Raw genomic sequence first — 12978 nt, 5'->3', positions numbered from 1 at the left:
CGCCCTCTTGACTCTTCGAGGGCGAAAGCGGACGAATTGGAGCGGGATCTGGATGAAAAAGCCGAATGTCGTGGTCTTCTTCACGGACCAGCAACGCCACGATACCACGGGCGTGCACGGCAATCCGATGGGCCTCACCCCCCATTTCGACCGACTCGCCCGTGCGGGGACGCACCTCTACAATTCCTTTACCAGCCAGCCGCTTTGCGGGCCGGCGCGCTCCTCGATGCAAACCGGGCGCTTCGCCACGCAGACCGGCGTGTTCCGTAACGGCATTCCCCTGCCTGACGACGCCGTCACCATCGCCAGGGAATTTGCTCGCAACGGTTATGACACCGCCTATATCGGCAAGTGGCATCTGGGCGACACCGATCCCGTGCCCAAGCATGAGCGTGGCGGCTACCAGAATTGGCTCGCGGCCAATCTTTTGGAATTCGTGTCCGATGCCTATGATGCGGTGCTGTTCGATACCGAAGACCGCCGCCGCAAACTGCCGGGATACCGGATCGATGCCCTGACCGATGCCGCCATCCGCTATTGCGACGACCATCAGGACAAGCCCTTCTTCCTGTTCGTCTCGTTCCTGGAGCCGCATCACCAGAACCATGTCGACGACTATCCCCCGCCCGACGGCTACCGGGAGGCCATGGCTGCCAGCCAGTGGACGCCGCCGGATCTCGTCGGCCTCCAGGGCAGCAGCGCCTGGCACCTGAGTGGTTATTACGGCATGGTGAAACGCCTCGACGAGGCTTTCGGTCGGCTCATCGATGCCCTGAAGAGCCTGGACATGCTCGACGACACCATTGTGATGTTCACCTCCGACCATGCCTGCCATTTCAAGACGCGCAACAGCGAGTATAAGCGCTCCTGCCATGAGAGCGCGATCCGGGTGCCGAGCATGATCACCGGGCCGGGCTTCATGTCGGGCGGACAGGTCCGCGCCCTGTTCAGCACCATCGACGTTGCCCCGACCCTGCTTGATGCCGCCGGCCTCGACATACCCGCCGCGATGGCGGGCCGGTCGATCATGCCGGTCATCCGGGATGCCCGGCAGCCCTGGCGGCAGGATATCCTCGTCCAGATCAGCGAGACGGAGACAGGGCGGGCCCTGCGTACGCAGCGCTGGAAATATGGCGTGACCTCCGACTACGACCAGGGAGCTCCCCGCTCGGACGTCTATCGCGAAAGCTATCTCTACGACCTCGAAAACGACCCCTATGAGATGGTGAACCTCGTCGGCATGACGGCCTTCCGCGGCATATCGGACGATTTGAAGGCCCGCTTGCTCGCCTGGATAGCCGAGGTCGAGGAGGGACACACGCCTGAGATCCTCGACGCGCCCGACCGTTACTCCCGCCAGTACCGGCTGAAGCCGCAGGACCTGATCGGCTTTGCCGATCCCGAGCGGGACGTCGATCCGGTCAGGCCTTGACGGGATCCGACGCGCCCTCTTCCTGCGCCATCACAGCCAGATAGGCTGCCTGCAATTCGGCCAGGACCGAGCGGGCTGGCACGGGCGTGCCCAGATGCAGGGCCCGCAATTCCTCCATGAACGCCTCCCACAGTGGCGGGCCGCCTTCCTCCAGCAATTGCGCGCGGATCGACAAGCGGCGTGAAGCCGGCGTGTGCCGGCGGCCCCAGGCGCCCATCTGCGCCAGCAGTGGCACCAACTGGATAGACGGCTCCGTCAGGCTGTAGATCGCCTTCTGCTTGTGGCTGGGGTCGTCTCGGCGGCTGAGCAGGCCGCTTTCGACAAGACGTTTCAACCGGTCGGCCAGGATGTTGGAGGCGATCTTTTCCTCCGACTGGGTCAGGAGCTCGCGATAATGCCGCCGGTTGCCGAACATGACATCGCGAATGACGATCAGGCTCCAGCGGTCCCCCAGCATTTCCAGCGTCAGATTGATCGGGCATCCCGACCGGTAGGCCGTATTCATCATCGCACTCCCAAGCAGGGGCCTCTTGATCGAGCCCAGGGCGCAATCAAAAGGAACCTGCAAGATATCAAATAGTTCAGAGTTTCCCGGCGAGCCCCATTCAAGCGCCTCACTGGGAAACTCTGCTTGGAGCAGAGCGCGCTCGTGGCTGAACGCTCGTTCGCTCCAACGCCTTGTTTCCAACCCGATCCAACGGATTGGCGGAAGAGCCTTTACGATTTCGGGTGATACCATCCATCGTAAAATGGCTTGACCGCTTGCAAAATAGGAGTAGTTGAGCTAGAAGGCAACTGATTGCATATAACAACTGGTATTCCTGGGAGGAATGACGATGACCAAACTGGTCCTGGCGATGTTCACGAGTCTGGATGGTTATATCGAGGGCCCGAACGGCTTTGTGCCGCCGGCGTGGTCGGGTGATTTGGAAACCCATTGGTCCGGCCATGCCCTGGAGCGGGCCGGCCATCTCGTCTATGGCCGCACCAATTTCCTGTTCAACAAGGAATTCTGGGAGCCGGCCGAGACCGATCCCGCCAGCCCCGCCGCCGGCATTCCCCATGCCGCGGTGATGAACCGCCTGCCCAAGACGGTGGTCTCCTCCACTTTGTCCGGCGCTCCCGGCTGGAACGCCGCCCTGGCGGGAGCGGATCTCGCCGCCGCGATCGGGAGGCTGAAATCGAGCCTCGCAGACAAGGACATCTATTGCTTCGGCGGCGCCGGCGTCGCCAACAGCCTCATCAGCCTCGATCTCGTCGACGAATATCGCCTGATGGTGACGCCGGTGATCTTCGGGAATGGCAAGCGCCTGTTCGAGCCAGGCCTGCCCAAGCTCGGGTTGGAGCTGATCGAAAACCGCCCGCTCGATACCGGCGCCGTCATCCTGCACTACCGGCGCCAGCGCAACTGAGGCATACGGCCTCAGCCGATGGTCGCAAGGTCCACATTGGCGCCGCAGACGAGCACGCCGACGCGCTCGCCCGGTGCCGGGCGGTAGGCGCCGCCGACCAGGGCCGCCAGGGCGGTGGCGCCGCCGGGTTCGAGGGCGAGGCGGGCATCGGCCCAGGCGCGCTTCTGCGCTTCCACGATGGCACTGTCCGGCACGGTGATGGCCTCGCCGACATGGCGGCTGGCGACGGCATAGACCTTGGCGCCGCAATTGCGGGCGCCGAGCGAATCCGCTGCCACGCTCTCCACGCCGACATCGACAGGGCCGCCGGCCTCCAGCGCCGCCTTGAGGCATTGCGAGCCTTCCGGCTCCACCGAAACGACCTTGACCCTGCCGGCGAACCAGGCCGCGATACCCGCGATCAGGCCACCGCCGCCGGTGGCGACCAGGACGGTATCGAGCGCCCCACCGGCCTGTTCCTCCCATTCCAGCCCGAGCGTACCCTGGCCGGCAATGGTCTCCCAGGCATCGAAGGCGTGCACCGAGAGCGCGCCGGTCTCGGCGATATAGCGTTCGCAGGCGGCGAGAGCATCGGCATAGCGCTCGCCGCCAATGTCGAGATCGGCCCCGCGGGCGCGGATCGCCGCGATCTTGGCTGGGCTGGAGATCACCGGGACGAAGATGCGGGCTTTGTGGCCGAGAGCACGGGCGGCGTGAGCAACCGCGATGCCGTGATTGCCGCCCGAGGCAGCGGCGACCCCGGCCGCCGGCACGTCGCGCGACAGCAGGTTGTTGAAGGCGCCGCGCGGCTTGAACGAGCCGGCATGCTGCAGGAATTCGAGCTTGAGCTGTACGCCATGTGCGAGGCCGAAGGTTCCCGCCTGGGTGTCGAGAAGTGGCGTGCGGCGAATATGGGAGGCGACGCGCTGATAGGCGGCGCGAATATCGTTCTGGTCAATCATTTGAAGCTCGTCAGGCGGGGGCGTCGGTGCGGATTCGGGGCAATGGCCAGCGCACACCTGTACGACTCGGCCGCCACGATGCGTGGGAGACCGGAAGATAGGGAGGATTGTCGCAGGAGAAAAGCGCCGCGAGCAAAATGCGATTTCTCTGAATCGCACTTTTTCTCCAACTTTTTGTTTTCACGCGTTTTCTTAATCGAAAAGCCTGTCAACTTTTCTGGGAAACGCCTTGGGCCGATGGGGATCAAAAACAGCAGGTCAGGGTTTGTGCAGGGCAGCACCGAGAATGGCGCCCGGCCTGCCGGCAGCATTGGCCTGCACCAACACGGCGAAACTGTCGGCCCCCGGGGCGCTGGTCACGTCCGGCTTCAGCGTTACCGTGGCGACACTGCCATCATAATCGGCGACTTTGCGGAAGCAGCGCACGACATTGGAATAGGTCACCGTCTTGCCGGTATTCTCGCCGCGCTCGATCTTGACTTCCGCGCTCGTCTCGATGGGCACCACCCAGACCTCGCCCTTGTGGGTGCTCTTGCCCAACGAGATGCTGTAAGCACCGTTCTTGCCGGAAATGGCGACGGGAACGCTGAGGACGCTGGGATGGGTGGCGGCCATCTCGATGGCCCGGCGAACTTCCTCGCCATTGGAACCGACAGCGTGCTGCACGCCATCCACCACGATCTGCGGGGTATAGACGGCCCTGTCGCCGCGTGCCTCCGAATAGGCGCGCTGGCGGCGGGTGAAGGTGTTGTCGGCCAGCGTGTCCTTCCAGCCGACATAGTCCCAGTAATCGACCGGTAGGGACAGTGCGATGACGCTGGGATCACGGGAGAGTTCGCCCATCATCTTGTCCGCCGGCGGGCAGGAGGAGCAGCCCTGGCTGGTGAACAGCTCCACCACGGCCCGCGGCTGCGCCATCGCCGGGCTGCTCGCGGCCAGCAACAACAGCGCTGCAACCAGGTTTCGCCGCATCGATCTCGTCCAGGCCTAAAGCGCCTTGCAATCTGGCCGAACTGCCGGGAATCGCAAAGACGGGTTGAAACAGGGAGTGCGGGCAGGGCGCATTCTTGCTGAAAAGTGCCTTGCTCCGGTGAGAAACACCCGCAAGCCATAGCCCATCGAAGATGAACGGGCGAGTAACACAGTGGTGAGAAGGGGGCACCTCCGCGATTCGTGAAGGGGTGTGATATCGAGCGATTTCGCCCGTGTCCTCCAGAGCAAAGCGCGTTCAGCTGTGAACGCTTGTGGGCCCTCGCTCCTTGGTTCCAAGCCAATCCTACCGATTGGCTGGAGCGACTTGGCGAGTTGACGTAAGGCAATTAAATCACAAAACGCTTTAGCACAGTGCGATTAGCGTTTTCTCGGGATGTTTCGTGGCCTTTCCTGGTAAATCTTCGAATGGAATGGCATGATTGCCCCATGCGGGCGTACAAATTCATTTCCGATCTCACGCAACGGGTCACCGAGCATGACGATTACGCGCTGGCGAGCCATATGGCGCTGTCCCTGCTCACGGCGATGTTTCCCTTCCTGATCTTCGTGGCGTCCCTGGCCGGCGTGCTCGGCACCGCCGACCTGCAGAACGAGATCGTCCGCCTGCTGTTCGAAACCTGGCCGCATGAAGTTTCCGAGCCGATCGCCCGCGAGGTCACCAGGGTACTGGGCACGGCGCGCCCCGGCCTGCTCACCGTCAGTGCCATCGTGGCGGTGGTGTTGGCCAGCAATGGCGTCGAGGCCATCCGCGTCGGCATCAACCGGGCCTATGGCCTGGTCGAGATGCGGTCCTTCTGGTGGTGCCGGCTGCAGAGCCTGTTCTTCGTGCTGCTGGCCTCGCTGGCTCTGGTCACTCTCGCTCTGCTGGTGGTGCTGTGGCCGGTGATATGGCAGGCGGCGGTCAGCTTCACGCCGGTGCTGGCACCGCTGCAGGCACTGATCGAGATCGCCCGCTATGGCATCACCACGGCGGTGCTCGGCGGCGCCATCATCCTGGTACATCTGTTCCTGGTGGCGAGCCGCCCTTCGCTCGGCGTGATCTGGCCAGGCGTGCTGATCACCATGGGGCTCTGGCTCGCCGGCGGCTACGCCTTCAGCATCTATATCAGCGACTTTGCCGCCTACTCCAAGCTCTATGCGGGCCTGGGCAGCGTCTTCGCGGCACTGTTCTTCCTGTGGCTGGTGGCGCTGGCGTTCCTGCTCGGGGCGGAGATCAACGCCATCCTGGCCGAGCGGCGCCACAAACGCGTTCACGCCGCGTCGTAATGCATGATGTAGAGCTTGCGGGTGGTCTCGTGGATGGTCCACTCGCCCTTCCAGCCCTTGGGCAGGACCAGGGCCTCGCCAGCCCGCACCTCGCGGGTCTGGCCGCCCGCGTCATGCAGCGATACCCGCCCCGACACGATATGGCAGGTTTCCGAATTGCGTTCGCGCGAGGCGGTGAAGCGGCCCGGCGTGCATTCCCATACGCCGACTTCCATCAGGCCGTCCTCGGACTTCCACAGGGTTTTTGCCGCCTCGACCTGGCCTTCGCTGAGGGTGGTGGGCTTGGGTCCGAAGGGACCGAGGTCCAGGGAGGTGAGATCGGCGAAAGTTCGGCTGTCGATCATGGTCATTCCAATCGAGGCGCGTTGAAGCAAATGAAACCCGGGCTTGTCAGCGCCCGGTGATCTTGTTGGCGAAGGTCGCGAGGCGCGAGGTCTGCTTGAGGCCTGCCGACTCGCGCCGGTCGGCCATGTGATAGAGCTGGTACATCGAGTGGATGCCGAGCCAGCGGAAGGGTTCCGGCTCCCATTCCCGCACGGAGCGGTTGACCCAGGGCAGCCGGGTCAGCGGGGTGTCGCGCTCCAGGATCAGGTCGGCCAGCGTGCGGCCGGACAGATTGGAGGTGGACACGCCGAGGCCGACATAGCCACCGGCCCAACCGATGCCGTTCTTGCGGTCGAGGCCGACGGTGGTGCACCAGTCGCGAGGCACGCCGAGCACGCCGCACCAGGCATGCTCCATCTTGAGGCCCTTGGTCTGGGGCAGATGCCGCATCAGGATGGCGTAGAGCTGCGCGATGGTCTGATCCTGCGTCTGTCCGCGCATGTCGGTGGCCGAGCCGTAGCGATAGGGCACGCCGCGCCCGCCCATGGCGATGCGGCCTTCGCGGGTACGCTGGGCATAGCAATAGCCATGGGTGGCATCGCCCAGGAGCTCGTAGCCGTTCCAGCCGATCCGGCTCCATTGCTCCTCGCTGAGGGGCTCGGTCATCAGGATGGCGCTGTTCATCGGGATCCACAGGCGCTCGAAGCCGGGAATGCCGGCGGTGAAGCCCTCCGTCGCCCTGATGATGATCGGCGCACGCACGGTGCCGCGCTTGGTGGTCACCGCCCCCTTCTCGATACCGACGACCTCGGTCTGCTCGTAAATGGAGACGCCCAGGCGCTCGACCACGGCGGCGAGGCCCCGCACCAGCTTGGCCGGCTGCACGCGGGCGGTGTCGTGATGCACCAGGGCGCCTTCGACATTGTGGATCTCGATGCGCTTGCGCATCTCATCGCGGCCGATCAGGCTGATGCGCGCATCGGGGACGCTCCAGCCCTTCTCATACTCGTAGGACTGGCGGATGCGGCCGAGCTGGGCCTGGTTGACGGCCACCGTCAGCGTGTCGTTGCGGCGGACATCGGCGTCGATGCCCTCGCGCTCGGTAACGGCGATCACCTCGTTCACCGAGCCGTGCATCGCCGCTTCCATGTCGACGACCGCGCCGCGCGAGGACGTCTTCAGATATTTCTCGCGTGACCAGCCAAAGCCCCCCGAGAGCCAGCCGCCATTGCGCCCGGAGGCGCCGAAGCCGGCGAATTCCTTCTCGACCACGATGATGTTGAGGCCGGGATTGGCCTTCTTCAGGTAGTAGGACGTCCACAGCCCGGTGAAGCCGCCGCCGACGATGCAGACATCGGCGCTGCGGTCGCCCGGCAGCGCCGGGCGATAGCCGGGCACGCCGCCGATATCGGCATACCAGAACGAGATGTTGCCGTTGACTTTGACGTCCATGATGGGGGGCTCGCGTAAAAGAGATGCAATATGGCGGTGCGGAGGTGGCGCTTACCCCCTTGATGACGAGGGTAAAGGTTGGCGCTGTTCGTTTAAGTCAGGGTCAGGTCGGCGCGCTCGTCGTCGGCCAGCAGCTTGGCGTCGCTGGTCGCCCAGGTGAGATCGACCGCATCGCCGATGACGAAGGGCCGGCTTTCCAGCGGCGCGCGCACGATCGCGACCGAGCCGTCGGCCAGTACCACTTGGTATTTGGAGCTGGAGCCGAGATAGATCGCTTCGCTGACCTGGCCGGACAGGCTGTTGTGGCCGGCGCTCGCGCCCGTGGCCGCCGGGGCGAGCGAGAGCTTTTCGGGCCGCAGCAGCATCACCGGCTGCCGGCCGTCGGCGAGCCTTTCCTGCGAAACCACCTTCTGCCCGGCAATGGTGAGGCAGGTCTCGCTGCCGGAGGTCTCCACGCTTCCGCGCAGGGTGGTGGATTCGCCGATGAACTTGCCGACGAACAGGGTGGCCGGCTCGTCATAGAGTTCGCGCCCGGTGCCGACCTGCTCGATGCGTCCATGGTTGAACACGGCGATGCGGTCCGACAGCACCAGGGCTTCTTCCTGATCGTGAGTGACATAGACGAAGGTGGTGCCGAGTTCGCGATGGATGCGCTTGATCTCGAGCTGCAGCCATTCGCGCAGCTTCTTGTCGAGCGCGCCGAGCGGCTCGTCCATCAGCAATAGCGGCGGGTCGAACACGATGGCGCGGGCCAGCGCCACGCGCTGCTGCTGGCCGCCGGAAAGTTCGCTGGGATAGCGGTGAGCGAAATCGGCCATCTTGACCATGTCGAGGGCGCGGCGGACACGCGCCTCGCGTTCGCCCTTGGGAACACCGCGCAAGGCGAGGGGGTAGGCGACGTTCTTGCCGACCGTCATATGCGGGAACAGGGCATAGTGCTGGAAGACCACGCCGATATTGCGCTTATGCGCCGGCAAGCCGCTGATGTCCTCGCCGCCGACGGCAAGCGCACCGCTGGAGAGCTCGGTGAACCCGGCCACCACGTTGAGCGTGGTCGTCTTGCCCGAGCCGCTGGGGCCGAGCAGCGTCATGAACTCGCCGGGCTCGATATGGAGGCTGACATCGTCGAGCGCAGTGAAGTTGCCATAATGCTTGCTGGCATTGCGAATATCGATGGCGGCGCCGGCCGCGCCCTGAGGGGAGCCGGCAGGAGTAGCGATGGCGGCTGCGGCGTTGGACATCTCAGCTCCTCTTCGATCGCGCGCCGAGGAGAAGGCCGGCGGCGATCAGCAATGTCGTGGCAAGGAAGACGATGGTTCCCACCGCGGCGACCGTGGGGTCGGCGTCGCGGGTGATGGAGGTGAAGATCTGCACCGGCAGCGTCTTCAGATAGGGATTGGTGATGAACAGCGCGACGATGATCTCGTCGAAGGAGGTCACGAAGGCAAAGAGCAGGCCCGACAGGATGCCGGGCGCGATCAGCGGCAGCGTGATGGTGCGGAAGGTGGTGAAACGGTTGGCGCCGAGGCTGGCTGCCGCCTTTTCGAGCCTGACGTCGAACATTTCGAGACTGGCCGAGACGGCGATCAGCACGAAGGGGATCGCCAGCATGGTGTGGGCGATGACGAAGCCGAGATCCGTGCCCACCAGCTTGTAGGTGAGGTAGACCGAATAGATCCCCACCGCCAGCACCACGCCCGGCACCACCATCGGCGTGATCAGCAGCGCGCGCAGGATGCCTCCCCCTGCATGCTTCATGCGGCTGAGGCCGAGGGCGGCGAGCGTGCCGATCAGCGTGGCGATGATGGCGACGACGGTGGCGATGCGCAGCGAATTGAAGAAGCTGGACGACCAGTCCGGATTGGTGAGGAAGTTCTCGTACCACTGCCAGGAGAAGCCCGATGGCGGGAAGGCCAGCGACTTGTTCTGATTGAACGACATTGGAATGATCACCAATGTCGGCAACACCAGCCAGAGCGCGATCAAGAGGCAGAACAGAGCGAGGAAGAGACGCAGCGGTTTCATCGTCAGCTCCTCGAGGCCTGCTTGTGGCGCTGGCGCATCAAAGGCGCGGCGATGGCGAGCAGCAGGAAGGTCGCCACCAGCAGGATCACGCCCATCGCCCCGCCACGGCCCCAGGCCAGCAGGCTCAGCACCTGGTTCTGCACCAAAGTGGAGAGCATGGTGCTGCGCGGCCCGCCCAGCAAAGCCGGGGTGATGTAGAAGCCGAGCGACAGGATGAAGACGATGATGGCGCCGGCGAAGACACCGGGCAGCGACAGGGGCAGGTAGATCTGCCAGAAGGCACGGACCGGGTTGGCACCGAGGCTGCGCGCCGCCTGGATCAGGCGCAGGTCGATGCTGCGCATCACCGAATAGAGCGGCAGGATCATGAAGGGCAGCAGCACCTGCGCCATGCCGATGACGACGCCGAGCGGGGTGCGGATCAGCTTGATGCCGTCGAGGCCGAGCGCCTGGAGGGCCGTGTTGATCACGCCGGAATCCTGCAGCAGCACGACCCAGGCGAGCGTGCGCACCACGCCGCTGACCCAGAAGGGCACCAGCACGCACAGAATGAGCACCAGCCGCCATTTCGGCCCGACCGCCGTCATCAGATAGGCATAGGGATAGGCCGCGACCACGCAGACCAGGGTGACCCAGGCGGCAATGGAGAAGGTGCGCGCCAGCACGGTCAGGTTCGCCGGGGTGGAAAAGAACCAGACATAGTTCTGCAGGCCCCAGCTCGGCTCGGCAAAGCTGCGCACCACCACCGTCAGCAAGGGATAGCCCATGGCGAGGATCAGCAGCAGCACGGCCGGGACCGTCAGCAACGACGGATAGGCAGAAAGCGGCCTCAACCTGCGTTGCCGGGCGATGGCCATGGAGGATTGCATGGTGTCAGTCACGCGCAAAAGCTCCGCTTTGGCTGGGTATGCCTACAAGGAAGGGCGCGCACACAAGTTGTGTGCGCTGCCTCGCGAAGCGAGGTCGGGAAGGGTGGGGCGGGCAGCACCCCAAGCAAAACAAGATTGCACCACGGGTATGCAGACCTTCAAATGACGCTGCGCTGCCCGCCACACCCCATCCGCCCAAACTCCGTTTGAGCACCTTCCCCAGCTTCGTGGGGAAGGCTGGTCGCGCTTCTCTGGGCAGGGTTTAAAGATCCCTTCGCTCAATTGCCTGCCAGCAGCGAGCCCCATTTCTCGTTCAGGGCCTGGAAATTCTCGGTCCAGAAGGCCGTGTTGAAGCCATAGCCCTGCTTGACACGTTCGGGCGTGTTGGTGAGGAAGGCTTGCACCTGCGCGTCGACCTCGGGCTTGGCCTCGTTGTTGACCGGGGAATAGGAGGTCTTCTGGGTCAGGGCCTCCTGCGCGCTCTTGCCGAGATAGGCGTTGATCAGCGCATGGGCGGCGGCGGGATCCTTGACCCCGACCGGGATGGCGAGCTGGTCCTTGACCACCAGCCAGTCCTGCCAGACGGGGGTGTATTTGGCGCCGTTCTTGACGGCGGTCATGGCGCGACCGGTCCACATCAGCAGCATGTCGATCTCGCCGGACTCGGCGAGCTGCTGGGATTCGGCGCCGGTTTTCCAGAACACGGTATCGGGCCCGAGGGCCTTGATCCGGGCGATGGACTTGTCGATATCCTCGGGCGTCATCTTGTCCACGGGATGGCCGTCGGCCAGCAGCGCCTGTTCGAGCAGGCCGACCGGTGGGTCGCCGCTGCCATCGATGCCGCGCGTGCCCGGGAAATTCTTGGTGTCGAAGAAGTCCTTCCAGTTCTTGGGCGGATGGTCCTTGAACTTGTCGGTCTTGTACATCAGCACGATGCCGTAATTCATGGCCGGCACGCTGCAGGGACCGACCTGACCGGGCGGAATGTGCGAGACGTCGATCTTGGTGAAGTCGAGCTTCTGGAAGTACTTGCCGCAATAGGCGAAGGGCGCGAGGTCGCCGGTGTCGACGACGTCCCAGGTGACGTTGCCCGATTCGATCTGGGCCTGGAGCTTGGCGAGTTCGGTCGGCCCGTCGTTCAGGAGCTTGACGCCGGACTTTTCGGCGAATTCCTTCAGCGCCGCGTTCTGGCCGTCCTGGTAGATGCCGCCATAGGAGACGAAGGTCAGCGTCTTGTCCTTCAGCGAGCCCTCCCCGATGGTGCCGGCCGGCGGTGCGCTCTGGGCCTGCACGCCCGATGCCGCCAGCAGAGTGAAGGCGGCGCCGGCCAGGCCGGCACAAATCGCTTTGGCGCAAGATAGTCGGGCAAATGCCGTTGCAGTTGTCATCCCATTATCCCTCTGGAGACTCGCTTGTTTGTTGTGGCGACCCGGATGCGAGCGATTTCCGGATCACATATTGGTCGAGATCGGCGGCGCCGCTGGTCGGCGGGGAGATGATCCACACCACCTCGGCCGGCGTGTCGCCGATGTTCGCCGTCTTGTGCGGTGTCGAGGACGAATATTCGATGCTGTCACCCGCCTCGAGGATGAAGCTCTCCTGGCCGAGCGTCAGTTGCAGGCGCCCGCGCAGCACCAGGAACATCTCGTGGGAATTGCCATGGGTATAGGGCAGGTCGCCTGTGGAGCCGCCGACATCGAACTCGCCGGAATAGACTTCGAGGTCACGAAGCGGGCGCCGGGACAGCAAGGTCTTGTGGCAACCGCCGCTGGCCGGCAAGGCCGGACGTTCGGAGCGGGAGACGACCTTGTGCGGCAAAGCCTCGCCCTCGTCGAAGAGGTCGGCGACATTGATGCCGAGGGCGTTGGCGATCCCCATCAGCGTGGAGGTATTGGCGCCGGAAAGGCCACGCTCGAGCTGAGAGAGGAAACTGGCGGTGGTGCCGGTGAGGTCGCCGAGCTCGCGCAGGGTCAGCCGGCGCGCGGTGCGGAAGGCTTTGACGCGCTGGCCCAGGACGCTGGAGCGCCGCGCTTCCAGATTGGGCGCGGCACCGCTGTCGGCATTGTGATCGTCGGCACGCTTCATCAGGGCCTCGGCAGATTCACTTAACAAGGCATAAAGTGAATTGCCGTACTTAACAAGCCTTAAAGTGAATGGTCGAGGCGGGCCTCTGCGGGCCGGTCTGACGGAAAAATCGATGGAACTCGACTTTTGTCATTGCCGGGCTTGTCCCGGCAATCCAGGACCGCGGCGGTGGCTGAATG

General features: G+C 64.2%; 13 protein-coding genes. 3 read left to right on the top strand and 10 right to left on the bottom strand.

Annotated elements, in window-relative coordinates; translation table 11 throughout:
- Nucleotides 1-52 precede the first annotated feature (52 nt).
- Nucleotides 53-1432 (top strand): sulfatase family protein, encoded by a 1380-nt coding sequence (locus tag ACZYTC_RS18610; RefSeq protein ID WP_441772134.1) that lies wholly within the window; start codon nucleotides 53-55, stop codon nucleotides 1430-1432.
- Here the strand turns inward: ACZYTC_RS18610 and ACZYTC_RS18605 are convergent.
- A complete protein-coding gene (locus ACZYTC_RS18605; protein WP_434959745.1) occupies nucleotides 1422-1937 on the bottom strand; it encodes a winged helix-turn-helix transcriptional regulator in 516 nt (171 codons plus the stop codon). The two genes, ACZYTC_RS18610 and ACZYTC_RS18605, sit on opposite strands and share 11 nt — an antisense overlap.
- A 331-nt stretch (nucleotides 1938-2268) precedes the next feature.
- Between ACZYTC_RS18605 and ACZYTC_RS18600 the strand changes: the two genes are divergently transcribed.
- Nucleotides 2269-2844, top strand: a complete 576-nt coding sequence (locus ACZYTC_RS18600) for a dihydrofolate reductase family protein (protein ID WP_434959015.1) — start codon at nucleotides 2269-2271, stop codon at nucleotides 2842-2844.
- Between the two features lie 11 nt (nucleotides 2845-2855).
- Here the strand turns inward: ACZYTC_RS18600 and ACZYTC_RS18595 are convergent, their stop codons facing one another.
- On the bottom strand, nucleotides 2856-3785 hold the full coding sequence (locus ACZYTC_RS18595) for a threonine/serine dehydratase (RefSeq protein WP_441772133.1): 930 nt from the start codon (nucleotides 3783-3785) through the stop codon (nucleotides 2856-2858).
- Between the two features lie 258 nt (nucleotides 3786-4043).
- Nucleotides 4044-4757, bottom strand: a complete 714-nt coding sequence (locus ACZYTC_RS18590) for a DUF1223 domain-containing protein (RefSeq protein WP_441772132.1) — start codon at nucleotides 4755-4757, stop codon at nucleotides 4044-4046.
- Between the two features lie 447 nt (nucleotides 4758-5204).
- Between ACZYTC_RS18590 and ACZYTC_RS18585 the strand changes: the two genes are divergently transcribed.
- Nucleotides 5205-6044, top strand: a complete 840-nt coding sequence (locus ACZYTC_RS18585) for a YihY/virulence factor BrkB family protein (RefSeq protein WP_434959018.1) — start codon at nucleotides 5205-5207, stop codon at nucleotides 6042-6044.
- Here ACZYTC_RS18585 and ACZYTC_RS18580 read toward each other — a convergent pair.
- The 7 genes from ACZYTC_RS18580 to ACZYTC_RS18550 form a co-directional block, all read right to left on the bottom strand.
- Nucleotides 6029-6388, bottom strand: coding sequence for a cupin domain-containing protein (locus tag ACZYTC_RS18580; RefSeq protein ID WP_322432494.1), 360 nt, complete (start codon nucleotides 6386-6388; stop codon nucleotides 6029-6031). The two genes, ACZYTC_RS18585 and ACZYTC_RS18580, sit on opposite strands and share 16 nt — an antisense overlap.
- Before the next feature lie 46 nt (nucleotides 6389-6434).
- Nucleotides 6435-7820 (bottom strand): NAD(P)/FAD-dependent oxidoreductase, encoded by a 1386-nt coding sequence (locus ACZYTC_RS18575; RefSeq protein WP_441772131.1) that lies wholly within the window; start codon nucleotides 7818-7820, stop codon nucleotides 6435-6437.
- A gap of 92 nt (nucleotides 7821-7912) precedes the next feature.
- Entirely contained in the window at nucleotides 7913-9061 is a 1149-nt protein-coding gene (locus tag ACZYTC_RS18570; protein ID WP_434959020.1) for an ABC transporter ATP-binding protein, read from the bottom strand.
- Nucleotide 9062: 1 nt separating this feature from the next.
- Complete coding sequence (locus tag ACZYTC_RS18565; RefSeq protein ID WP_149255407.1) at nucleotides 9063-9851, bottom strand: ABC transporter permease; 789 nt, start codon at nucleotides 9849-9851, stop codon at nucleotides 9063-9065.
- Complete coding sequence (locus ACZYTC_RS18560; protein WP_434959746.1) at nucleotides 9848-10702, bottom strand: ABC transporter permease; 855 nt, start codon at nucleotides 10700-10702, stop codon at nucleotides 9848-9850. The genes ACZYTC_RS18565 and ACZYTC_RS18560 overlap by 4 nt, the downstream gene beginning before the upstream one ends.
- Before the next feature lie 290 nt (nucleotides 10703-10992).
- Nucleotides 10993-12102 carry an extracellular solute-binding protein gene (locus ACZYTC_RS18555; protein WP_434959021.1) on the bottom strand — a complete coding sequence of 370 codons (1110 nt, stop codon included), beginning with the start codon at nucleotides 12100-12102 and terminating at the stop codon, nucleotides 10993-10995.
- 4 nt (nucleotides 12103-12106) lie between these two features.
- Nucleotides 12107-12799 carry a helix-turn-helix domain-containing protein gene (locus ACZYTC_RS18550; protein WP_434959022.1) on the bottom strand — a complete coding sequence of 231 codons (693 nt, stop codon included), beginning with the start codon at nucleotides 12797-12799 and terminating at the stop codon, nucleotides 12107-12109.
- Nucleotides 12800-12978 lie beyond the last annotated feature (179 nt).

The sequence above is a fragment of the Labrys sp. F242 genome (genome assembly GCF_057813875.1).
The sequence above is the reverse complement of the archived record's forward strand: the minus strand, read 5'-3'. Positions and strand labels throughout refer to the sequence as shown.